This is a genomic window from Winogradskyella marincola (genome assembly GCF_029624125.1).
Lineage (GTDB): Bacteria > Bacteroidota > Bacteroidia > Flavobacteriales > Flavobacteriaceae > Winogradskyella > Winogradskyella marincola.
On the sequence record NZ_JARSBN010000002.1, the window covers coordinates 402,042 to 425,885 of the forward strand.

Genomic DNA, 23,844 nt, shown 5'->3' on the forward strand with positions numbered 1-23,844 from the left:
AAACTTTGAACTTTAAACTTTGAACTTTGAACTTCAAAAATTTATCTTTGCCGCTGTTCTGGTTAGCACTTGCTTTTGAAGACACTTCGACTACGCTCAGTGTGACAATCAGACTTAATTTTTGAAATTATATTATGTCAAAAAAAGTACGTGTGCGCTTTGCGCCTAGTCCAACAGGACCTTTACATATTGGTGGTGTAAGAACTGCTTTATTCAATTATTTATTTGCCAAAAAACATAATGGCGATTTTGTGTTGCGTATAGAAGATACCGACCAAAACCGTTATGTGGAAGGTGCAGAAGATTATATTGTAAAATCTTTAAACTGGTGTGGTATTCCGTTTGATGAAGGTCCAGGTAAAAACGAAAAATTTGGTCCTTACAGACAAAGCGAACGCAAGCATTTGTACAAACAATATGCTGATCAATTGATTGCTGAAGGTAAAGCTTATTATGCTTTTGATACTTCTGAAGAACTTGATGCTCACAGAAAACAACACGAAGCCGAAGGCAAAACCTTTATATACAACTGGCATAATCGTGAAAAAGGACGTTTGGTAAATTCTTTAGTACTTTCTGAAGAAGAAACCCAAGCAAAAATTGATGCTGGCGACGATTATGTAGTGCGTTTTAAATCGCCACAAGATGAAACTTTGCAACTAAAAGATATTATTAGAGGCGATATTTCTATAGATACTAACATACTTGATGACAAGATTTTGTTTAAAAGTGATGGAATGCCAACCTATCATCTTGCTAATATTGTAGATGATCATTTAATGGAAATTACACACGTTATTCGTGGTGAAGAATGGTTACCATCATTGGCTTTACACAAATTATTATACGATGCTTTTGGTTGGGAAGCACCAGAATTTGCACATTTGCCTTTAATCCTTAAACCAACAGGAAAGGGAAAATTAAGCAAGCGTGATGGTGATAAATTAGGTTTTCCTGTATTTCCATTAGCTTGGACAGACCCAAAAACCAACGAAGTTTCCAGAGGTTATAAAGAAGATGGCTATTTTGCTGAAGCTGTAGTGAATTTCTTAGCATTTTTAGGTTGGAATCCTGGCACTGAACAAGAAATTTTTAGTTTGGAGCAATTAGTTAGTGATTTTGATTTAGCAAGAGTTAACAAAGCTGGTGCTCGTTTTGATCCTGATAAAACCAAATGGTTTAACCATCATTATATGCAACAGCAGTTAGACTTGGAATTAGCAACGGAATTTCAAGCAAAAAACATTTTGTTGAAAGATATTGATGTCAATTATATTGCTTTGGTTGTTGGGTTAATTAAAGAACGTGCAACGTTTGTAAGCGATTTTTGGGAATTGAGTCACTTCTTCTTTGTGTCGCCTACAGATTATGACGAAAAAGCGTCTAAAAAGGCTTTAAAAGAAGGTACTGATGAGATTTTAAATAAAGTGATTGAATTAGTGAATTCAACTGAAGACTTTACGGTAGAAAATCTTCAAACCAATATAAAAGGCTGGATTACTGATAACGACATTGGCTTTGGTAAAGTGATGATGCCATTACGTTTAGCACTTGTAGGTGCTTTACAAGGACCAGATGTGTTTGATATTATGTATATGATTGGTAAAGCCGAAACCGCTAAGCGTATTGAGGCTTTGGTGAAGACGATTTAAATTAAGATCCTGAAACAAGTTCAGGATGAAAATTCATAAATTACTAAAATGTAATAATAGCAGTAAAGGCAATCATAGACTGGTTGCCTTTAAATTTGTTATTATTTGAACCAACATAAAGGTCTTCATCATTTAAATTTCCTAAAATATTAGTAAAACCATAAATGTATTGTGCTCGTAGTCTAAACGCACCAAAACCTGCTGATAGACCTACTGCTCCATTCACATTAAAGTTTGAAATTTTAGAAATATCTTCGGTTAAAAGTGTTTCATAATCCGATATTATATAACCTTCTTTAGAGCTATCTTTAAGTTCTAAATCACCATTGTATTGTAGCATTGGTCCTAAATCTAAGGTTAGGTTACTTCCTATTAATTTAGCATGAAACAAAAACGATATTTGTGCAGTAAGTAACTTGTATTCTACAAATTCTTCGGTAGGATTAGCTAATGAAAAAGCAGCAATATCTATATTATTTTCAGATAGAAGAATATTATAACTTACGTTATACCATTTGTGAGGTATATCTACTGAAGCCGATAAGCCACCTATAAAACCAGTATTCTTTTTAGTCACAAAATTATCTGTAATAATATCAAACTGTGTTACTCCTCCTTGTATACCAACACCATTTTTTATGGCATAACGCTTATGTTGGGCGTAAGTAAGTGTAACAAAAGCCATACTAATGACTACTAATAGGATGTATTTAAGTTTTTTCATGATTTACTGATGAATTGCCAGTAAATATAGTTTAAATTAGTACGAACATTTATTTCTAACCATTACTTAAAAATAATTATTTATGGATTTTCCGATTTTCTTGATTCCAATTATATTTTTTGGACTCGTTATTTTAATTTCATCTTTCTTTATTGTAAAGCAACAAACTGCAGCAGTTATAGAGCGTTTTGGACGTTATCAAAGTATTAGACATTCTGGTTTACAAATAAAAATTCCTTTGGTAGACAGAATTGCTGGTAAATTGAGTTTAAAAATTCAGCAGTTAGACGTTATTGTTGAAACCAAAACTTTAGATGATGTATTTGTACGCTTAAAAGTGTCTGTACAATACATGGTTATTAAAGAAAAGGTATATGAAGCATTCTATAAATTAGACTATCCGCACGAACAAATAACAAGTTATGTATTTGATGTGGTACGTGCAGAAGTACCAAAAATGAAATTAGATGACGTTTTTGTACGTAAAGACGATATTGCTATTGCCGTAAAATCTGAATTGAATGATGCTATGATGGATTACGGTTACGACATCATTAAAACCTTAGTAACAGACATAGATCCTGATGCACAGGTAAAAGCTGCTATGAACAGAATTAATGCGTCTGAGCGTGAAAAAATTGCAGCGCAATACGAAGGTGATGCGCAACGTATTTTAATTGTTGAAAAAGCTAAGGCTGAAGCAGAAAGTAAGCGTTTACAAGGACAAGGTATTGCAGACCAAAGACGTGAAATTGCTCGTGGTTTGGAAGAGTCTGTTGAAGTATTAAACAGAGTTGGTATAAACTCGCAAGAAGCTTCTGCACTTATTGTTGTAACGCAGCATTACGATACGCTTCAATCTATTGGTGAAGAAACGAATAGTAATTTAATTTTGTTACCTAATTCACCACAAGCTGGTAGCGATATGTTGAACAACATGGTAGCTTCTTTTACAGCAAGTAACCAAATTGGTGAAGCCATGAAAAATGCCAAAAAGAAAAACGACGAATAGTATTGACTATTCTTTAATAAAAAAAACCTCGAATTAACTTCGAGGTTTTTTTATTTCTATTTTATACCCATCCGCAGACTATAGCTCCCATAATGGTTAATGTTAAAGTCCAATATCCGACATTTATAAAAGTATGTTTCCAGGAATTTCTTTCAAACAAACCATTGATTGCTAAAATTGGTAAAACAAAAAATAATCCTGTTAAAAAACCATGAAATGCACCATGCTTAAATGTTCTAAAATTAGTTCCGTAATCATCCATAAAAGCTTGAAAAGAAGGTAAAACACCTTCTACTGTAGGATCTCCACCAATCATACCTAATGCACCAAACTGATGAATCGTAAATACTTGCGTAAAAAAGGCTAGAAGTAATGATAATAAGAAAGAAACACCAAAAATAACTCCCATATTACCACCCTTCATCTTTTCTTCTGTCATACCAGATTCTTTCATCCAAGCCTTACCAAACACAGCAGGATTATACCATAAAAACCCTAAAATTAAGGGTACAAGCGAAGCAACAAAAATTGCTAAAAAATTAAATTCCAACATCTCTTAAATAATTATTAGTTAGTATGAATTAAAAGTACAAAAAAACCTCTAAGTCTATTACCTAGAGGTTCTGTTGTTATTTTTTTTAATTTTATTCTTTGGTGTATATTATTCTTTTAAATAGTCAATTAAAGTATATTTTATTCTATTTTCCTTGAGAGCATTTTCAATTTTTTTAATTTTTGAATCGACCTTAACATCATCGAATGATTCTTGCCAATTAAAAGAAAATATTGGAAGTTTCCATTCTAAATAAGTCATTTTAGATACATTTATTGTGTCTTTGAAAAGGACCATTTTAGCACTCCAGCTATGAACATTTGCTGGTGATACTTCATAATTCGTAAAATCACTAATAAATTTACACTCGGAAATTGAATTCAAAGCATTAACAGTTGGTTCAAAAGAATCAGCATCAATCATAAATTGTACTGGCCATTTATTATTAAAAATATTTACATTAGAGTTAATTAAATTCTTTTGAATCTTCTCTCTGGTTTCATCACCCTGTAAACCTATTTCTAATCCGTTTTTAGAACTATTATAACACCCAAAAAAACAAGTTATTAAAATCAGATATGATAAAATAGTTCTGAGCATAACTTCTTATATGTTATTGGCCTCTGCAACTAAAAGCTCGTTTTTATCTTCAAGTGCTTTCTCTATAAATTCATTAATAGCATCATTTCGTTCTAAGCCATTTTTAAGCAATTCTTTTAACGTAATCATCACTGCAATACGTGTGCCTGCTTTTTTTACAGCAGTACCAAATAAAGGCTCTAATTCGTCATAAGCCACATCTTTTGCTAATGCTTGTAATTCAGCTTTAACCTTTTCTTGCTTTTCTGGTGGATAATTAGTGTATTTTTTACCTAATTGCTGTACCACATTAATAGCTTTTCGTTGTTGCTGAGGCTTATTATTTTGTGGTTTTTGAGGACTGTTTTGCTTTGGCTTTTGTTTTGCCCAACTATCTCTTAAACCAACGGTTTTATTAAATACTAAAGCGTCAGATTTAGAATCATCATCTACATTAAAATACCCTAAACGTTGAAACTGAAACTGCTCTCCTACTTTAGCTTCTGTTAAACTTGGCTCAACAAATGCATTGATGATGTTTAAAGAATTTGGATTTAAAAATTCCATAAAATCTTTACCATCATGACTGTCTGGCGCTTCGTCCATAAACAGTCTATCGTATTCTCTAACTTCAGCTTTTACTGCATGTTTTATAGAAACCCAATGTAGCGTTCCTTTTACTTTTTTAGAGGTATCTGTATCGTAGGTACAATGTACTTCGGTAATATTGCCTTCAGCATCTTTTACTACGTTTTCAGCTTTGATGATATAAGCATTTTTAAGTCGAACTTCGCCGCCTAATTTCAATCTAAAAAACTTACTTCCTGCTTCTTCTTTAAAGTCGTCTTTTTCAATATATATTTCTTTTGAAAAAGGTACTTTTCTAAAGCCAGCACTATCGTCTTCTGGATTATTTTCTGCTTCTAACCATTCTTCTTTATCGTCTGGATAATTAGTAATAACCACTTTTAAAGGATCTAAAACCGCCATAACACGTGGTGCAGTTTTATTTAAATCCTCACGAACACAGAATTCTAAAAGCGCAACATCTATCACGTTTTCACGCTTTGCCACACCAACTTTTTCTATAAATTGTCTAATTGAATTTGGTGTATAACCTCTACGACGTAAACCAGAAATGGTTGGCATACGCGGATCGTCCCAACCAGAAACTACCTGCTCTTCTACCAATTTAAGCAACTTACGCTTACTCATAATGGTATAAGATAGGTTTAAACGCGCAAATTCGCGTTGTTTTGGTAGCATTGGATACGTTTCCTTAGCGTAGTCATAAACTTGCTCTTTAAACCAATCGTAAAGCTCTCTGTGCGGTTTAAATTCTAAAGAACATAAACTATGAGAGATTTGTTCGATATAGTCACTTTCGCCATGCGTCCAATCGTACATTGGATAAATGCACCAATCGTTACCAGTACGGTGATGATGCTTCTTTAAAATACGATACATAATAGGATCACGCATTAACATATTAGGATGTTGCATGTCTATTTTTGCACGTAAAATATGTTCACCTTCGTTGAATTCGCCATTTTTTATGCGTTCAAAAAGGTCTAAATTTTCTTCTACAGATCGGTTACGATAAGGACCATCTACACCAGGTTGTGTTGGTGTTCCTTTTTGTTCTGCCATCGCTTCAGAAGATTGACTATCTACATACGCCTTTCCATCTTTAATTAATTGTACAGCCCAATCGTATAATTGTTGAAAATAATCTGAAGAATACAGCTCGTTTTCCCATTGATACCCTAACCAAGCCACATCATTTTTAATCGCATCTACATATTCTTGCTCTTCTTTTGCAGGGTTAGTATCGTCAAATCTAAGATTAACAGGCGCATTGTACTTTAGTCCTAAACCAAAACTAATACCAATAGCTTTGGTATGACCAATGTGTAAATAGCCATTAGGTTCTGGCGGAAAACGAAAACGTAATTTATCCTTAGCTAATCCATTAGCTAAATCTTCTTCTATAATATGCTCAATAAAATTGAGTGATTTTGTTTCTTCAGACATTGCAAAAAATTAAAGTGCAAAATTACATAATTTGTAACATTAAAATAATATTTCGTACTTATAGAATGAACCAAAAAAACTTAAATAGAATGAATTACAAATGTCCAAAATGTGATAATACAACCTATGAATTAGGTGAAATGAGAGCAACAGGTGGAACCTTATCTAAAATTTTTGATGTACAGAACAAAAAATTCACCTCTGTAACATGCAAAAAATGTACTTATACTGAGTTCTTTAAGGCTAAAACCAGTGCTATGAGTAATATTTTTGACTTTTTTACGAATTAAAGATTCCTGCCTTCGCAGGAATGATAGAAGGTTTATCTTTGTACCATGGGAACAATAAAAGTTGAAAACATCCGTGTATTTGCTAACCATGGTTGTTTAAAAGAAGAAACGGCTATTGGTAGTGATTACCGTGTAGATTTAGAAGTAAAAGCTGATCTTAAAACCTCTGCTAAAACCGATGAATTAAAGGATACAGTTGATTATGTCTTTTTAAATAAAGTGGTTAGAGAAGAAATGGCTATGCCTTCAAAACTTCTTGAAACCGTTGCTCAACGTATACTCAACCGTATTTTTTCTGAAGATACGATGGTTACCAAAGCTACAGTTTGTGTTAGTAAAATTAATCCGCCAATTGGTGGAGATGTAGAAATGGTAACTATAAAACTTACTCAAAGGCGAAAAAAGTAAATCAGTATAGGGTAAAACATTATTAATTTATATATTTGCCCTCGCAATAAGGTGTCGTGGCCGAGTGGCTAGGCAGTGGTCTGCAACACCATCTACAGCGGTTCGAATCCGCTCGACACCTCAAAAAAACCTCTGAATTGTCAGAGGTTTTTTTATGCTTAATTTTTAATATTACTTATAAATTTAAATTCACTTCTTATTTCTACAAAACCTATTGTTACTCCATAACGAAATAATCAAAAACCAGAATAAAGCAGAGTAAAAATATACCTATTGTAAACATTAAAGATCCATAAGGCCAATGTTGTATCTTAAACAGAGTACCAGCAAAAAGTGATAAAGTAGCAAAACCAATTAGGATGAAGTAGATAATTTTAAGCCATCCTTTTTTCTTAAACTTTCTTCTTTTAAAATAATAGAAACCCTCTTCTATTATCCACCAAAAGAATAAAACCATTGTAATTATTTCTATTAAATATGGTAAATTATAAAGATGAAAGACTTTAATTAAATAACCTAAAGACCACAATAAAACAAGACCTAATTTAACAAAATCTAATCTTGACTTATCCGTTTTAGATAAAAAGCGAATAGTATATAACAATGCTATAGAAATGCCACCAACAAACATTAGTTCTTTATAATGAGGCCAATGCATTATTTTGAATAAGGCTCCTATAATTAGTAAAACAAGAGCTATTCTTAGTAAAAAAGTTACTATTCTATTAATTTTCAAAACCTAATTAATCTAAAGGATTTACCTTTTCAATTTGTTCTTTACCTTTTTCGTACAATTCTGGAAATAGACCTTGAGATAGCAGTAAAATTCCAAAGCCTAAAATCACTAACGCAACAATCTTTTTTGTCTTAAAAATACGTCTTGGTGTGAGTTTGTTTTTTAAACGTTTTGCAGCAGCAATTTTAAATAAATCGCATACAAAATAAGATACTAACATAGTAACAATGAATACTGTTACTCCATTTTCTGATTTGGTTATAGAAGTACCTATTACAATAAAACCTAACCAGCCTAATAACACGCCAATATTTATAAAATTGAGTAAGAATCCTTTTATAAAAAGCTTACCATAATCTTTTTTAGGAAGTTTAATTCTGTGATGTTCTCTAACAATGGATCTAAAGGATTTTGAAACTTTTACGAAAGATATTAGTCCGTACACAACAAGCAAAACACCACCAAATACTAATAGTTTTGGATCATCTTTTATCTTCTCTAAAAGGGTATCTGTACTCATAAAAATGAGTAGTATAAAAACAATATCTGCTAATATTACACCAAAATCAAATGCAAGAGCACTTGTAATACCTTTAGTTGCACTGGTTTCTAACAATACAAAGAACACAGGGCCAATAGTAAAAGCTAAAATTACACCAAAAGGAATGGCTGTTAAGATGTCGTCTAACATGTAAACTTGCGGTTTACACAAAAGTAGTAAACTAATTAAGAAATGCTAAACTAAAGCTATTGAGATTTTTAAGATATTAATATGAAATCTACATACGCTTTACCTTACCTCCTAATACTTTACTTTCATTAATCTGTTTTGGTTTTCCGTAGATATATACATTTCCACCAGCTTTAATTCTTACATCAGCTAGCTCAGAAGCATTTACATAAGCTTCTCCACCAGCATTAACACTAACTTCGGTTTTTTGTGTTGTAAATTCTTCACCATTAAAAATGCCACCTGTATATATAGAAATATCTTGATTTTTTGAGCTACCTGTAACATTAATAATTCCGCCAGTAACAGCTCTAAAATTAGCATAAGTAGTTTTTATTGTTGCAGTAATTTCTGCACCTTCTTGGGCTTTTAAATCTATTTCGTATTGCTCTAAAGCATCATTAACTACAACATTAGCTCCTTCATTTGCATCAATAACGTCTACAGCTGTGTAATATAGCTTTACTACAACATCGTTACCATCATAGCTTTCTTCGAGCTTCATTCTAATTTTTAACTTTCCGTTGTTGTTTATAACCTGAACATCTTCCTTATTATCGCCTGCTATAATCACTTTATTTTCGTCAGATTTTATCATCTTAAGATTGATTAAATCATAGACTTTTACTGTAGAAAATTCGCTTGTAGTTTTCTCAATAGTATCTTGAGCATTTGCTGTTAATCCTAATACAAATGCTAATACTAACATATAATTTTTCATAAAATAGAGTTTTAAAAAAAATGTTTAAGCTGCAACTTGTACAGCTGTTCCTGTTACGGAAACCATAGCATAATTACTTGTCATAAGTTCTATCTCAACTTTGATGCCAACAACAGCATTAGCATTGAGTTTTTTGGCATTTTCTTGTAATTGCTGAAATGCTTTTTCTTTAGTAATATCTATACTATTTCTTATTGAACCTAAGTATTTAGACATACTAAAGCCCATTGTAAGCTTTTCTTCATTGATAGCAACACCTGTTACAATACCCAAATAATCTACAATTTTGAAGTTTTCTATTGAATTAGTTGTGGTTAATATCATAAGACTTATTTTAATACAAGATGCTGAAATAAATTCGGCATGACAAATTTTAACTATACTAACAGCTTTATTCAGGTTTACTAACCAGGTAAAAATCTAAATGTTTCTTTACTAAATCTGTATCTTTTACTTTAACAATAACTTCATCTCCAAGTTGGTACATTGTTTTGGTATTACGACCAATCATAGCATAATGCGACTGATCAAAATCGTAAGTATCATCTTTCATATCTCTAACACTTACCATGCCTTCGCATTTATTAGATTCTATTTCTACGTAAATTCCCCAATCTGTAACACCAGAAATTACACCTAAAAATTCTTCGTCTTGATGATCTTGCATAAAACGAATTTGCATGTACTTTATAGAATCCCGTTCTGCTTTGGTAGCTAGATATTCCATATTACTGCTGTGTTTACATTTTTCTTCGTAAACTTCTTCGTTAGCAGATTTACCACCATCTAAGTAGTGCTGTAATAATCTGTGTGCCATAACATCTGGATAACGACGAATTGGCGAGGTAAAATGACTGTAATAATCAAAAGCTAAACCATAATGACCAATATTATGCGTGGTATATTCTGCCTTAGACATGGTACGTATTGCCAATGTATCTACCAAATTCTGCTCCTTCTTACCTACTACATCTGTTAAAAGCTTATTTAAAGATGACGCAACACTGTTTCTATCTTTAAAATTTAATTGATGCCCAAAACGACCAACTACAGTTTGTAGTTGTGCTAGCTTAGCTTCGTCTGGCTCATCGTGTACACGATACACAAAGGTTTTTTTCGGGTTTTGCTTACCAATAAATTCTGATACTTTACGATTAGCTAACAACATAAATTCTTCAATAAGTTTGTTAGCATCTTTACTGGTTTTAAAGAATACTCCTACAGGATTAGCTTCTTCATCTAAATTGAATTTTACCTCAACCTTATCAAAAGAAATAGCACCAGTTCGCATACGTTTTGATCGCATTTTTTTTGCTAAACGATCTAAAACCATAACAGCTTCTGCAATTTCTGGTTTAGTGTTATACTCCTCACCTGTTAGTGAAACTTCCTTAGGAATTGTAGTATTTAATTGAGATGCTTCTATTGAATTAAGCGCGACATTAGGATTGTTTTCAATTATAGCTTGTGCTTCTTCGTAAGCAAAACGTGCATCAGAATACGTTACTGTTCTACCAAACCATTGGTTTTTAATTTCGCATTTATCATTCATTTGAAACACTGCAGAAAAGGTATATTTTTCTTCGTGTGGTCTTAACGAACATGCTCCATTAGATAAACGTTCAGGAAGCATTGGCACCACACGATCTACTAAATAAATAGATGTAGCACGTTCGTAAGCTTCATCATCTAAAACTGTTCCTGGTTGAACATAGTGCGATACGTCTGCAATATGAATTCCTATCTCATATAAGCCGTTTTCTAAAACTTTAAAGGATAATGCATCATCAAAATCTTTTGCGTCCTTAGGATCTATCGTAAAGGTTAAATCCTTTCGCATATCTCTACGCTTAGCAATTTCTTCTTCTGTGATAGAAATATCTAGATCGTTGGCAAATTTTTCTACTTCATAAGGAAACTCATGTGGTAAACCATACTCGGCTAAAATGGCATGTATTTCGGTATTATGCTCACCTGGTTTTCCTAAAACTTCTAATACTTTACCATAAGGTGAATCAGCTTTTTCTGGCCAGTCTGTAAGTGTTACCAACACTTTATCTCCATCTTCAGCTTTCTTAGTTTTATTAATCGGTACAAAAATATCTTTGTACATTTTACTGCTATCTGCAACTACAAAAGCAAAGTTTCGGTTTTGTTGAATTTGAATGGTACCAACATATTCGGTTTTAGCACGCTTAAGAATATTGGTTATTTCACCTTCTATTTTACCACGCTTTCTGCGTTTGTAAGCGTAGAATTCTACTTCATCACCATCTAGCGCTTTGTTAATATTATTAGATGCTATAAATACATCTTCTTCAAAATCGTCTGAAATAACGTAACCGTTTCCTTTGGAAGCTAAATCTAAAATACCTGTATGATATTCAGCTGTTACAACTGCTTTAAACTTACCACGATCTACTTGTTCTATTTCTTGCTTAGCAGCAAGTTTTGCTAAAGTTTTTATAATCTGGTTACGGCTACTAGCATCGTTAACACCAATAATAGCTGCTATTTGTTTATAGTTAAACGATTTGTTTCGTTCTTTTTTTAGAATACTTAGAATTGTATTTGTAAGGTTAGAAATCTTGTTTTTACCGGATTTCTTTTTTCTTTTTCTTGTCATTTAATTTGTAATCATATTCATTTCCTAAAAAGTGTTAGGAATTCTTCATTTAAAACTTAATAAAGGTGGAAGTGAAGTTATTAAGTTTATTACAAAGCTACACTATAAAAATTTAAAAGTGTTTAGATAAGGTTAAATAAATGAAAAAGCACTTATTCACATTTATATATACTATTATCATTTTTCTTTTAAAATTTAAAAAAATAAATAATGGTTATTATAGTCTGTTAATTTCTACAATAACTTTTTTAAATTTTATTTTGATAAGTTGAAGTTTACACTTTATTACGGTTTAGTTAACATTAACTTTACATGTAACTCTTTGATATCTAACAAAAGTGAAGTTATTGTAAACAACTGTTAATAACTAATGTTAATAGAAATGACTCATATTTTATTTTAAAAACACTGTTAATTTCGTCTGTTAGGAGTATGAATAACTTCCTCGAAAAAACTAATTATTAAATTTTGATTTTAGAATTCAATTCTTGTTTGAAAAAATTATAGAACAATCCTAATTTTTATTTTAAAAACTTGTGAACACTTATTAACATGTAATGAAAAATAGTATTAACCAGATTTTATTATTCGTAATTTTGCAGTGTAAAACAAACACTTATTAACATGACAATTTCTATTGGTAACGATCACGCTGGTCCTGAGTATAAACAAGCTATAATACAACATCTTGAAAATAAAGGATATACTATTACTAACTATGGTACAGACACTACTGATAGTGCAGATTATCCAGATTTTGTACATCCTGTTGCAAAAGATGTTAATAACGGTACTGTAGATTTTGGTATCTTAATTTGTGGTACAGCAAATGGTGTAGCTATGACTGCTAATAAATATCAAAATGTTAGAGCTGGTATTTGTTGGATGGGTGAAATTACAGAGTTAACACGTCAGCATAACGATGCTAATATTATTTGTATTCCTGCACGCTATACATCCATTCCGCAGGCTATAAAAATGGTTGATATTTTTCTTAATACTGAGTTTGAAGGTGGTCGTCATAAAAGACGTATTGATAAAATTCCTTTATCTTGTTAATACCAATCCTTATTTTGGTATGGCATGAGTCATTCTCACTCACATAATCACTCTGATTTAAAAGGCAGAAAGTTATTAATTACAATAGTTTTAAATATTGTAATTACTGTAGCTCAGGTTATTGGTGGATTAGTTTCTGGTAGTTTATCTCTTATAAGTGATGCATTGCATAATTTTAGCGATGTGCTCTCGTTAATAGTAAGCTATGTTGCCGCAAAATTATCGCAACAAAAAGCTTCTATTAACCGAACATTTGGGTATAAACGTGCCGAAATATTAGCAGCTTTTATCAACGCTTCTACTTTAATTATTGTTGCTATTATTTTAATAAAAGAAGCTGTAGAACGTTTTCAGAATCCTCAGCAAATTAACTCTAATTTAGTGATTTGGCTATCGTTAATAGCTATAATAGCTAACGGACTTAGCGTGTTGTTGTTAAAAAAAGAATCTACAAATAATATAAATATGCGTTCTGCATACTTACACTTATTAACAGATATGTTAGCAAGTGTAGCAGTATTAATAGGAGGCTTATTAATGAAGTATTATCAGCTCTTTTGGGTAGATAGCTTATTAACGTTGTTAATAGCTTTGTATCTGATTTATGTAGGTTATGATTTACTAAAGACATCTACTAAAATGTTAATGCTTTTTACACCAGAACATATAAATATAAAGGATGTTGTACGCGCTGTTAATAAGTTACCAAAGGTTAATAAACTACACCACGTACATATTTGGAATCTTAGTGATCATGAGCTGCATTTAGAAGCGCATCTCGACCTTACAGAAGATATTAACACTACAGAATTTAATGATTTACTTTTAAAGATTGAAGAACTTCTTCACGAAGAGTTCGATATAAATCACGTTACCATTCAACCAGAATATAATAAAGAAGATCCTAAAGAAGTAATTGTACAAGACTAATGCTAGATATACAAACAAAGACATTTAATCAACTTAATACAACAGAACTTTACGATTTGCTTCAATTACGAAGTGAAGTTTTTGTTGTAGAACAAGATTGTGTTTATCAAGATATTGATGGAAAGGATAATAAAGCCTTACATATTTTAGGATATAATGATGAAAAATTAGTAAGCTACACTCGTATTTTTAAGGCTGGTGATTATTTTGAAGAAGCTAGTATAGGACGCGTTGTGGTAAAAGAAAATCAGCGTCAGTATGGGTTTGGTTATGATATTATGAAAGCTTCTATAGAGGCTATTAATAGGCATTATAAAACCTCTGAAATAAGAATATCAGCACAAACTTATCTAATAAAATTTTACAATAATTTAGGTTTTAAAGCAGTAGGTGAAGAATATCTAGAAGATGGAATTCCACATATAAATATGCTAAAATTTTAATCCGAATTTTTAGATTTTATAATTCTGGTAACAACGATTTCTACACGCCTATCTAGTTCTGGCTCACCACCTAGTGGAAATTTTCGTCTTTGGCCCACAAACTTCATTCTATAGCGTTTTACACCTTTGTCTGCTAGGTAATCATAAACTGTTTTTGCTCTGGCTAAAGATAGGTTTCGCTTTTTAGTTTTACGGTCTATAGCATCTCTGGCGCCTTGAGTACAACATACATGACCTTCTATATTAAAATATATATCTGTGCGTTCTACAAGTATTTTAGCAATCTCATCTAACTTAGCTTTAGATTGTTTTGTTAGATAACTATAACCTGTACGAAAAAGAATGTTTTCTAATTGAATTTTGTCTCCTTCCTTTAATTCTCCACGTAATAAGTCTTCTGTAGTTTCTTTTTTTGGTGCTTCTACAACTTTTTCTCTTGGCGGATCGTAAGGCTGTACTATGATTTCAACTTTTCTATTAAGACCACGTATTTTATAAAGATCGTTATCGTTAATAACATTAAGTAATATTTTACCCTTACCATCTACATTGGTAATTACAGACTCATCAAACTCATTGTTAGAAAAAATTTCCTTTATAGCATCTGCACGTTGTTGAGATAAAGCTAAGTTGTAAGAATCGCTTCCTCTATCATCGCAAAATCCATATATAGATATTTTTTGAATATCCATATTTTCTATTTCAGATAAAAATAAAAGTAACCTGCTTTCTTCTGTTTCTGGTACTTCATATTCATCTGTTAAAAAATAGACTTGATGCTTTAATTCTTTTTGAGCTAAAGCAAACTGAAAACTAAGGCAAATAAGAAAGACTAGGTACTTCATTTTTTAATTAAATTCTCTGGGATTTTGAAAATTTATCTATCACTAAATATATGTAATTTTTAGGAATTCACTTATTTTACTGATAATTAGATGTTTATGTTTTATCTCAAAATACTGTTGTACTGACTAGGGTTATTAAGAATACTAATTGCCTTTTTTATTTCAGAATTATTTGCTGTGTAATAGGTGTATAATCCTTCACTATAGAAATAGTGCTTTATAATCTCGTCTGTTAATAAACCTTTTAATTGTACTTTATTAGCATCTATAGCATTGGTTTTATACGCTTTTAAAGTTTCTGATAAACTCTTGTATTCAGAATTTATAATACCTTCTAATTCTTCTTCTTTTGCTATGTTCATAGCATCATTAAGAGCTTTTTCGGTCTTAGTTTCAAAATTAAAACCTGTGGTTTTTATATAGTTTTTAAATGCTTTAAAATCATTATCAGATAATTCAAATTCTGTTAAGTTTTCTACAGTATTGTTATAGTAATAATCTGTAGCAAAATTGAAAACTAAGTTTTCGTTTAGGATAGCTTTTGTAATAGGTGTTTGTTTGGCAAATTCTACTTCAATATCTGGCTGTACTCCGCCTCCATCATAAACTGGTCTTCCGTTTCGGGTTTTAAATTCGTTGTAGTTTTCTTTTTTTACTCTGGTAGCTTTTCCGTTTTCATCTCTATTCCAATAATCTAATGCTTGTATACATCGTCCTGATGGTGTATAGTAACGCGAAATGGTTATTTTCATTTGTGTACCATAGGTTAATGATTTTGGACGCTGAACTAGGCCTTTACCAAAGCTTCGTGTACCTACAACTACTGCTCTATCCATATCTTGTAAAGCACCAGATACAATCTCACTGGCAGAAGCACTACGACCATCTATTAATACTACTAAAGGTATTTCGGTATCTATGGCATCGCGTTTGGTATAGTAGGTTTTATTGTATTTTTTTACTTTAGATTTTGTGGTAACTACTAATTGATTTTTTGGTACAAAAATATTGGTAACATTTACTGCTTCGCTTAGTAAACCTCCTGGATTTCCTCTTAAATCTAAAATAAGTTGTTTGGCTCCTTGATTTTTTAAAGCTTTAAGTGCTCCTAAGGTTTCAGAGGATGCTTTATTATTAAATTTTCTTAGTACAATGTAACCCGTTTTATCATTTATCATGGAGTAATGTGGTACTGCTTTAATTTCTAAAGATTCTCTAATTATCTTAACTGTATTAGTTTTTCCTTGTCTTTTGTATGTAACATTAACCTCTGTACCAGCAGCACCTTGAAGTAGATTTGCGGCATCATCTTTAAAATCTGATACAAGAACATTATCTACTTTTATAATTTGATCTCCGGCTTTTAAACCAGCTTTATCTGCAGCATAATCTTTGTAAGGCTCTACAATGACTAATTTGTCTTTTAGTGTTAAAACTTTTGCGCCTATACCAGTATAATCTCCAGCATTATTTATTCTAGAAGCTTCAACATCTTGTTCGTTATAAAATTGTGTGTAAGGATCTAGATCATCTAGCATACTTTTTATTGCAGTATCCATAAGATCTCCAGGATTGGTTTCATCTACATAGTTCATGTTTAATTCTTTAAACATGGTAGTGAAAATCTCTATCTGTTTTGCAATTTCAAAAAAATCATTTCTAAAAGCTGTTGTACTGATAAATACAACTACAGCAATTGCTGGTAGTAATATTCTTTTATGTAGGATTTTTTTCATTTTTTGAGGTTTTGTTTAAGAACTTTTCAAATAACAATTTTGTTTTGCTATTAACTTCATCAAAAGTTGTTCCATCCTTACTAAGATACAATATCATAAACGCATAAGATGCAGAACTATTGTTAAAATATAAAGGTCTGTTAAGTCGATACGCTTCTCTAAGTAATCTTTTTATTCTATTTCTTGCTACAGCTGTTTTATGACGACGTTTGCTAACAGATACTCCGGTTTTTAATATACAGCCATCATCATATTCAGTTTTTAGATAGACAAGCTTTAATGGGTAAGCTGTAACAGATTTTCCCTCAGTGAACAGTTGTTCAATGAGTTTTTTACTTTTTAATTTATCCTTTTTACTGTATCTAAATTGCATATTAACAAAAATAGAAAACCATGCCGACAAGACATGGTTTTTTCAATAGCTATTTTAAGTGTTTTTTAATCTACGGTAAAGATGTTGTTTTCGCGTTTTACATCTGCCATTAATTTTGAAGCATCAATTTCAACAGATTTAACAGTTTTCTCAGTATTAAATGAATACGTAGGCATTGCCCAAGCCCAGTCATCTATAATGGTTGCTGAGGTTGGTTTTTCGCCACGCATCATTTGTAGTGGAATGTAAAATTCTTCGGTAGTTCCATCCGTATATGTCACAGAAAGATCTATAGGCATTGGCATTAAACCAATACGTTCTAAGGTAATTGTATTACCTTCTACAGATTTAACTCCGTAATCTACAGTATTTGTTGTTTGTGCAAAATCAATAAGGTACCAATCTAATTCAAAATCTGTAATGCGCTCTGCAGTGCGTACAAAATCCATAGGTTTAGGATGCTTAAACGAAAAATCTTCAAAATACTTTTTTATAGTTTTCTTTAAGTTTTCTTCACCAATAACATAACCTAACTGAGCAATAAACACCGCACCTTTACTATATGCAGCAGCACCATATACTTGGTTGTATTTATAACGATCTGCGTGTGTAGTTAACGGTTGCTCATAACCAGAGTTAGCTAGCCCAATATAACCTCTGTAAGATCCGCTTAAAGGATTATCACTTTTACTAGATCCGAATTCGTTTTCTGCTAATGTAGAAATGTAGCTTGTAAAACCTTCGTCCATCCACTCATGTTTAGCTTCGTTGGTTGCCAGTAAAAACTGAAACCATGTATGTGCAAGCTCATGGGCAGTTACACCAAATAAGCTACTGTAAGATCTTTTTCCTGTAATTAAAGTACACATAGCATACTCCATACCACCATCTCCACCTTGTATTACAGAATACTGATCGTAAGGATATTCACCTACGTTTTCACTAAAATACGTCATTAATTTTGCAGTATCTGGTTGAAGCTTTTTCCAGTTTTCTATGTACTTAGGCTCTAGATCTTTCTTGTAGTAAAAGTGTAAAGTTGGTCCATTTTCCATTTCAAACGTATCGTGAATAAAATCTGGATCTGCTGCCCATGTAAAATCATGAACCTTTGGTGCTTTAAAATGAACAGTTTTCTTACCTTTTTTAGCTTTGGTTTCACTTTGAATATATCCTGTACCACCAACTACATAATCTTTGTCTATGGTTAATTTTACATCAAAATCTCCCCAAACACCATGAAACTCTCTACCTATATAAGGGTCTGCGTGCCAACCTTCATCATCATATTCTGCTAATTTAGGATACCATTGCGTCATAGATAATGCTACTCCTTCTTTACTATTTCTTCCAGAACGACGAATTTGTAAAGGTACCTGACCATCAAAATCCATATCAAACGTTACACTTTCGCCTGGTTGAATAGGTTGGCTAAGTTTTACCTCAAGTACTGTACCTACAGTTTTGTGAGTGATTTCTTTACCATTTTGTTTTAGAGAGTTTACTTTTATATAACCAATTTCGTTAGGTTGAAGTTTACTTATTCTATCACCAACTCTAGGATCTGGATCTCCTATGGTTCTAGATCTTACATCCATTTCACTGCCTGGCTGAAATGCGTTGAAATACAAATGGTAATACACACGATTAAGTACATCTGGTGAATTATTAGTATATACTAATTTTTGCTTGCCTTGGTATTGAAACGTTTCAACGTCCATATCAATTTCCATAGCATAGTCTACATGTTGTTGCCAGTAACCATAAGTTGAGGTGTTAACATTAACTTTTGAAGTATTTTTTACCGGATTTTCTGTTGCACCACACGATAATGTTAATGCAAAAACAGAAAGTCTTAAAAGCAATTTTTTCATTTCAGAATGATTTTAAAAATTAAAAGGTAACTATTCTAGTTTAAAAAACAGAACAGTTACCTTATTTAAAGTCCCATAAGGGTTTATTTTATTTTTGAAGCCATTATTAATGCATTAAACGCATTAGCAATTTTTCCAGATTTAGATAAATCTGCAAATGGTTTTACGTTTGAAGCATCTCCACCTACAACAACTTTAGTAGTTAATGGTAAACCAGAGTCTAAGATTACTTGCTTAACCTGAGCTGCAGTAAGCTTAGGATATTGAGAACGGATTAAAGCAGCAATACCAGCAACTCCAGGAGCTGCCATAGAAGTACCACCTTTAAAATCGTATTCATTTTCTGGAGTAGTAGAATATATTGAAGAACCTGGTGCAAATACATCTACATTTTTCTTTCCGTAGTTAGAAAAACCAGACACCATTTTAGAACCATAGTTTTGAGTTAAAGAACCTACTCTAATGTAGTTATCTGCTACTTCAACAAAATCTACATTGTCATCCGGAAAATTAGGTTTTTCATCAATATTATTACTGTCATTTCCTGCTGCATGTACAAAAACAACGTCGTTATCTGCAGCATATTTAATAGCGTCTCTTACCCACTCGCTATGCGGAGAAAAAGACTTACCAAAACTACCGTTAATAACTTTTGCACCATTGTCTACAGCATATCTAATAGATAAAGCAACATCTTTATCGTACTCATCTCCGTTTGGTACAACACGGATTGCCATAATCTCAACATTATTAGCTACACCGTTTGCTCCTAAACCATTATTACGCTCAGCAGCAATAATACCAGCAACGTGTGTACCGTGAGATTCAGATTTTTTTACATGCTTTACGTTACCATTTCCGTAACCAGTATCAGACAAGTTGTTGATATCATCTTTAGTTGTTCTACCAGAAAAGTTAATGTTTAAGTTATAGTTTAAACGCTCGTTGATAGACTCTAATGCTTCTTTAATTTCTTTTTTAGCATCTGCCATAGATTCTATCCCATTGCTGTACATGTATTGTGCAATACCTTTAGCTTGTTGTACATTAGCATCTTCAGACGTTATAGCATTAACATCTTCTTTTGTATAATCTTTTTTACCTGTTGCTTTAGCTAAAGTTTCATCAGCAGAAACAACTTGTTGGTATATTTGATCGTATTGTGTCTTACGTCCTGTCCATAATTCGTACTCAGAGGCTTGTAATGCTACAGCTTCTTCATATCTTGGGTTAGATGTGTTTTTTTCTGCAATCATACGTACGTATTCTAATTGCTCGTCGTAAGCATCTCCTAAGAAATTCCAACCATGAATATCATCTACATAACCGTTTTTATCATCGTCTATTCCGTTATTAGGTATTTCGTCTTCGTTGGTCCAAATAACATCATTTAAATCTTCATGATCGATGTCTATTCCAGAATCGATAACGGCTACAATGACCTTTTTACCTTTCTTTCCTTTAATGATTTCCTCGTAAGCTCTATCTACAGCCATACCAGGAATAGTATCTTTTTCTAAATCTAAATGGCCCCAATTTTCTTTTTCTGCCTTAGTTAATTCTGTAACTTTTAAAGGAGAAGTATCAATATTTTCTACTGGAGTAGATATGATATCTGCTGTACCACCACAGCCCATAAATAGCGCTGAAGAAACAAATAGGTACGCTAATGGTCTAATGTTAAATTTCATTTGTTGATGTTTAGTTTTAATTAAATATTTCTTTACAAGTATAAATTTCGTTAAGCCTTACACCTTTTTCGGTGTGTTTTACTGTTATAATTTCGTTATGAGCATCATGTTCTAAGAATAAGTAAAAATTCTCGTCTGCTGCCATATTTAAAAACAGTTCTTTTTCGTCTAATGTTAATAAAGGTCTTGTATCATAACCCATAACAAAAGGTAATGGCAAATGACCTGCCGTTGGTAGTAAATCTGCCATAAAACAAATGGTTTTTCCTTTGTAGTTTATCATAGGAATCATTTGTTTTTCTGTATGTCCATCTGCAAAGAAAATGTCGAATCCTAGTGCAGATTTTTTTAAAATTTTATCTTCTGGTAGTGCAGTAAACTTTAATTGTTCAGATTCTTCCATAGGAAGAATATTTTCTTTTAAAAATGAAGCTTTTTCTCTTCTGTTAGGTTGTGTTGCCCATTTCCAATGGTTAGAGTTGCTCCAAAAATGAGCATTTTTGAAAGCTGGTTTATAGCCTGTACGGTCTTTATTCCATTGTATACTTCCACCACAATGATCAAAATGCAGATGTGTCATAAAAACATCTGTAATATCATCTCTATGAAAACCATGTTTAGCTAATGATTTATCTAAAGTGTCATCTCCCCAAAGAAAATAGTAACCATAAAACTTATCACTTTGTTTGTTTCCCATTCCTGTATCAATTAATATCAATCGATCTCCATCTTCAATTAACAAACAACGTGCCGCAATATCTATCATATTGTTAGTATCTGCAGGATTAGTGCGTTGCCACAAAGATTTGGGTACTACACCAAACATAGCACCACCATCTAATTTAAAGTTACCAGCGTTTATAGGATATAATTTCATAATCCCGCAATTTACCAAATTAGCTTGTAAAAGAGAATAGCCTTTAGAATTTATTAGGATTTTTACGATTATAAAAAAAAGGCTATTTTCGAAATGATTTTAAAAACAAGATTATGGTTGAATTAGCGGGTATAATTATTCTAGGAATATTAGCACAATGGGTTGCTTGGAAATTTAAGATTCCTGCTATTTTACCATTAATACTCATAGGTCTTTTAGTAGGTCCAATTGCTGCCGAATTCATTAATGCAGATGGTACAAAATGGATAGAACCAATTTGGAATGAAGAACATAAGAAAGGTTTATTTCCTGGAGAAGGATTGTTTTATTTTGTGTCTTTAGCGATTAGTATTATTCTTTTTGAAGGAGGTTTAACTTTAAAACGAAGCGAAATACGAAACGTCGGACCTGTTATTACGAAGCTAATTACAGTTGGTGCTGCCGTTACTTTTTTTGGTGCTGCGGTTTTGGCACATTATTTATTTGGTCTTAGTTGGGACTTATGTTTTCTGTTTTCGGGATTAATAATTGTTACAGGACCAACGGTAATAACACCAATTCTTAGAAATATACCATTAAAACGCGATGTATCTACTGTTTTAAAATGGGAAGGAATATTAATTGATCCAATAGGAGCTTTAATTGCGGTATTGGTTTTTGAATTTATTTCTGTAGAAGGAGAAGTTGGGTTTACAAAAACAGCTTTAATAGAGTTTGGTAAAATTATTTTATTTGGTACAACATTCGGTTTCACATTTGCCCATGCCTTAGTATTTGCTGTTAACAAAAAGTTTATTCCGCATTATCTTCTTAATGTAGTGTCTTTATCAGTAGTGCTTTTGGTTTTTATTGAATCTGAAATTTTTGCTCATGAATCTGGATTATTAGCTGTTGTGGTGATGGGTATGGTTATTGGTAATAGTAAACTAGATAATATTAAAGAGCTGCTTTACTTTAAAGAATCTCTGAGCGTATTATTAATTTCTATTCTCTTCATTCTTTTAGCTGCAAATATTAATTATCAAGATTTAATGCTGTTATATAGATGGGAAACCTTAGCATTATTTTTGTCAGTAGCTTTTGTTATAAGACCAATAGCTGTTTTTATAAGTGCACAAGGCTCTACACTTAGAACTAACGAAAAAATGTTTATTAGTTGGGTAGGACCACGTGGTATTGTTGCAGCAGGTATAGCATCACTTTTTGGAAGCAAACTAAGAGCAGGGGGTGTAGAAGGTGCAGAATATATTACTCCTCTGGTATTTATGATTGTACTAGGTACTGTGTTACTTAATGCAACCACAGCACGTTTATTTGCAAGAATTTCTGGAGTATTCTTATCTAAATCTGAAGGTATTTTAATTATAGGTGCATCAAGAGTTTCTCGTCTTGTGGCTCAATATTTAATAGATAATGGAAGACATGTGGTTTTGGTAGATAGCAACCAAAACAACGTTAGTGAAGCTGAAAAGATGGGTATAGAGGCACATACAGAGAACATTTACTCTGAGACTTTAAAAGATAATGTAGAGTTTAATGATATAGGTTATCTTTTAGCTTTAACCGGAAATGCAGATATTAACCGCTATGCTGTTGAAAAATTTGGAGCACAATTTGGCGAAAATGGATCTTTTAGATTAGCATCTAAAGCCGAATTAGAAAATAGCTCTATATCACCAGAAGATGGCGTGTTTACACTATCTGATGACTTTAATAATTTAATGGAAGTTACAGAAGAGTATCCAGAAATTCATGAAGTAGCTGTAAAAGATATAGACTCTTATCACGGTGTCCTAGAACGTATTAAATCAGATAAAGATCAAATACCACTATTTCTAAAAACAAGTAAAGGAGAAATACATATTATTCCTTCTTTAGATGAAGATGTAGAAAAGGAAATTGACACAAAAAGTCAATTAGTATATCTTGGTAAAGTTCTTGCTTAATGTTT

Annotated in this window: 23 protein-coding genes and 1 tRNA gene; 9 read left to right on the top strand and 15 right to left on the bottom strand. The window is 32.1% G+C overall.

What is annotated here, in order from left to right; translation table 11 throughout:
• Positions 1-134 precede the first annotated feature (134 nt).
• Entirely contained in the window at positions 135-1,652 is a 1,518-nt protein-coding gene (gene gltX / locus P7122_RS05055) for a glutamate--tRNA ligase (protein WP_278004691.1), read from the top strand.
• A 43-nt stretch (positions 1,653-1,695) separates the two neighbouring features.
• On the opposite strand, the gene P7122_RS05060 is transcribed toward gltX, so the two are convergent.
• The gene (locus P7122_RS05060) at positions 1,696-2,376 is read right to left on the bottom strand and encodes a hypothetical protein (protein ID WP_278004692.1); all 681 of its coding nucleotides are present in this window, start codon (positions 2,374-2,376) and stop codon (positions 1,696-1,698) included.
• Between the two features lie 82 nt (positions 2,377-2,458).
• Here P7122_RS05060 and P7122_RS05065 point away from each other — a divergent pair, with 82 nt between their 5' ends.
• The gene (locus P7122_RS05065) at positions 2,459-3,388 is read left to right on the top strand and encodes an SPFH domain-containing protein (RefSeq protein ID WP_278004693.1); all 930 of its coding nucleotides are present in this window, start codon (positions 2,459-2,461) and stop codon (positions 3,386-3,388) included.
• Positions 3,389-3,449: 61 nt separating this feature from the next.
• Here the strand turns inward: P7122_RS05065 and P7122_RS05070 are convergent, their stop codons facing one another.
• The 3 genes from P7122_RS05070 to P7122_RS05080 all read right to left on the bottom strand — a co-directional run bounded on the left by P7122_RS05070 (position 3,450) and on the right by P7122_RS05080 (position 6,554).
• On the bottom strand, positions 3,450-3,941 hold the full coding sequence (locus P7122_RS05070) for a DUF1761 domain-containing protein (RefSeq protein WP_347402806.1): 492 nt from the start codon (positions 3,939-3,941) through the stop codon (positions 3,450-3,452).
• A 108-nt stretch (positions 3,942-4,049) separates the two neighbouring features.
• Positions 4,050-4,541 carry a hypothetical protein gene (locus tag P7122_RS05075; RefSeq protein ID WP_278004694.1) on the bottom strand — a complete coding sequence of 164 codons (492 nt, stop codon included), beginning with the start codon at positions 4,539-4,541 and terminating at the stop codon, positions 4,050-4,052.
• A gap of 6 nt (positions 4,542-4,547) precedes the next feature.
• Positions 4,548-6,554 carry a glutamine--tRNA ligase/YqeY domain fusion protein gene (locus P7122_RS05080; protein ID WP_278004695.1) on the bottom strand — a complete coding sequence of 669 codons (2,007 nt, stop codon included), beginning with the start codon at positions 6,552-6,554 and terminating at the stop codon, positions 4,548-4,550.
• 89 nt (positions 6,555-6,643) lie between these two features.
• Between P7122_RS05080 and P7122_RS05085 the strand changes: the two genes are divergently transcribed.
• From P7122_RS05085 to P7122_RS05095, 3 genes are all read left to right on the top strand, one after another.
• Positions 6,644-6,844, top strand: coding sequence for a zinc ribbon domain-containing protein (locus tag P7122_RS05085; protein WP_076619245.1), 201 nt, complete (start codon positions 6,644-6,646; stop codon positions 6,842-6,844).
• Positions 6,845-6,889: 45 nt separating this feature from the next.
• On the top strand, positions 6,890-7,252 hold the full coding sequence (gene folB, locus P7122_RS05090; protein ID WP_278004696.1) for a dihydroneopterin aldolase: 363 nt from the start codon (positions 6,890-6,892) through the stop codon (positions 7,250-7,252).
• Positions 7,253-7,302: 50 nt separating this feature from the next.
• Positions 7,303-7,373, top strand: a tRNA-Cys gene (locus P7122_RS05095).
• A gap of 96 nt (positions 7,374-7,469) precedes the next feature.
• On the opposite strand, the gene P7122_RS05100 is transcribed toward P7122_RS05095, so the two are convergent.
• The 5 genes from P7122_RS05100 to P7122_RS05120 all read right to left on the bottom strand — a co-directional run bounded on the left by P7122_RS05100 (position 7,470) and on the right by P7122_RS05120 (position 12,065).
• On the bottom strand, positions 7,470-7,988 hold the full coding sequence (locus P7122_RS05100; RefSeq protein WP_278004697.1) for a GldL-related protein: 519 nt from the start codon (positions 7,986-7,988) through the stop codon (positions 7,470-7,472).
• A 7-nt stretch (positions 7,989-7,995) separates the two neighbouring features.
• Positions 7,996-8,679, bottom strand: a complete 684-nt coding sequence (locus P7122_RS05105) for a LysE family translocator (RefSeq protein WP_278004698.1) — start codon at positions 8,677-8,679, stop codon at positions 7,996-7,998.
• A gap of 88 nt (positions 8,680-8,767) precedes the next feature.
• Positions 8,768-9,439, bottom strand: coding sequence for a head GIN domain-containing protein (locus P7122_RS05110; RefSeq protein WP_278004699.1), 672 nt, complete (start codon positions 9,437-9,439; stop codon positions 8,768-8,770).
• Positions 9,440-9,463: 24 nt separating this feature from the next.
• A complete protein-coding gene (locus P7122_RS05115) occupies positions 9,464-9,763 on the bottom strand; it encodes a YbjQ family protein (protein WP_278004700.1) in 300 nt (99 codons plus the stop codon).
• Between the two features lie 67 nt (positions 9,764-9,830).
• Positions 9,831-12,065: a ribonuclease R family protein gene (locus P7122_RS05120; RefSeq protein ID WP_278004701.1), complete on the bottom strand. Its 2,235-nt coding sequence runs from the start codon at positions 12,063-12,065 to the stop codon at positions 9,831-9,833.
• Between the two features lie 624 nt (positions 12,066-12,689).
• Here P7122_RS05120 and rpiB point away from each other — a divergent pair.
• From rpiB to P7122_RS05135, 3 genes are read left to right on the top strand one after another with little or no spacing between them, the layout of a single operon-like run.
• The gene (gene rpiB, locus P7122_RS05125) at positions 12,690-13,124 is read left to right on the top strand and encodes a ribose 5-phosphate isomerase B (RefSeq protein ID WP_278004702.1); all 435 of its coding nucleotides are present in this window, start codon (positions 12,690-12,692) and stop codon (positions 13,122-13,124) included.
• Positions 13,125-13,148: 24 nt separating this feature from the next.
• Positions 13,149-14,054 (top strand): cation diffusion facilitator family transporter, encoded by a 906-nt coding sequence (locus tag P7122_RS05130; RefSeq protein WP_278004703.1) that lies wholly within the window; start codon positions 13,149-13,151, stop codon positions 14,052-14,054.
• A complete protein-coding gene (locus P7122_RS05135; RefSeq protein ID WP_278004704.1) occupies positions 14,054-14,497 on the top strand; it encodes a GNAT family N-acetyltransferase in 444 nt (147 codons plus the stop codon). Before P7122_RS05130 ends, P7122_RS05135 begins: the two co-directional genes overlap by 1 nt.
• Here the strand turns inward: P7122_RS05135 and P7122_RS05140 are convergent.
• The 6 genes from P7122_RS05140 to P7122_RS05165 all read right to left on the bottom strand — a co-directional run bounded on the left by P7122_RS05140 (position 14,494) and on the right by P7122_RS05165 (position 21,893).
• The gene (locus tag P7122_RS05140; RefSeq protein WP_278004705.1) at positions 14,494-15,342 is read right to left on the bottom strand and encodes an OmpA family protein; all 849 of its coding nucleotides are present in this window, start codon (positions 15,340-15,342) and stop codon (positions 14,494-14,496) included. The genes P7122_RS05135 and P7122_RS05140 overlap by 4 nt on opposite strands.
• Positions 15,343-15,443: 101 nt before the next feature.
• A complete protein-coding gene (locus tag P7122_RS05145) occupies positions 15,444-17,078 on the bottom strand; it encodes a S41 family peptidase (RefSeq protein WP_278004706.1) in 1,635 nt (544 codons plus the stop codon).
• A complete protein-coding gene (gene rnpA / locus P7122_RS05150; protein ID WP_278004707.1) occupies positions 17,059-17,451 on the bottom strand; it encodes a ribonuclease P protein component in 393 nt (130 codons plus the stop codon). Before rnpA ends, P7122_RS05145 begins: the two co-directional genes overlap by 20 nt.
• 65 nt (positions 17,452-17,516) lie before the next feature.
• Positions 17,517-19,325, bottom strand: coding sequence for a M1 family metallopeptidase (locus tag P7122_RS05155; RefSeq protein WP_278004708.1), 1,809 nt, complete (start codon positions 19,323-19,325; stop codon positions 17,517-17,519).
• An 83-nt stretch (positions 19,326-19,408) separates the two neighbouring features.
• Entirely contained in the window at positions 19,409-21,016 is a 1,608-nt protein-coding gene (locus P7122_RS05160) for a S8 family peptidase (RefSeq protein ID WP_278004709.1), read from the bottom strand.
• A gap of 16 nt (positions 21,017-21,032) precedes the next feature.
• Positions 21,033-21,893, bottom strand: coding sequence for an MBL fold metallo-hydrolase (locus P7122_RS05165; RefSeq protein ID WP_278004710.1), 861 nt, complete (start codon positions 21,891-21,893; stop codon positions 21,033-21,035).
• Between the two features lie 113 nt (positions 21,894-22,006).
• Between P7122_RS05165 and P7122_RS05170 the strand changes: the two genes are divergently transcribed.
• On the top strand, positions 22,007-23,839 hold the full coding sequence (locus P7122_RS05170; RefSeq protein ID WP_278004711.1) for a cation:proton antiporter: 1,833 nt from the start codon (positions 22,007-22,009) through the stop codon (positions 23,837-23,839).
• The last annotated feature ends 5 nt before the right edge of the window (positions 23,840-23,844 follow it).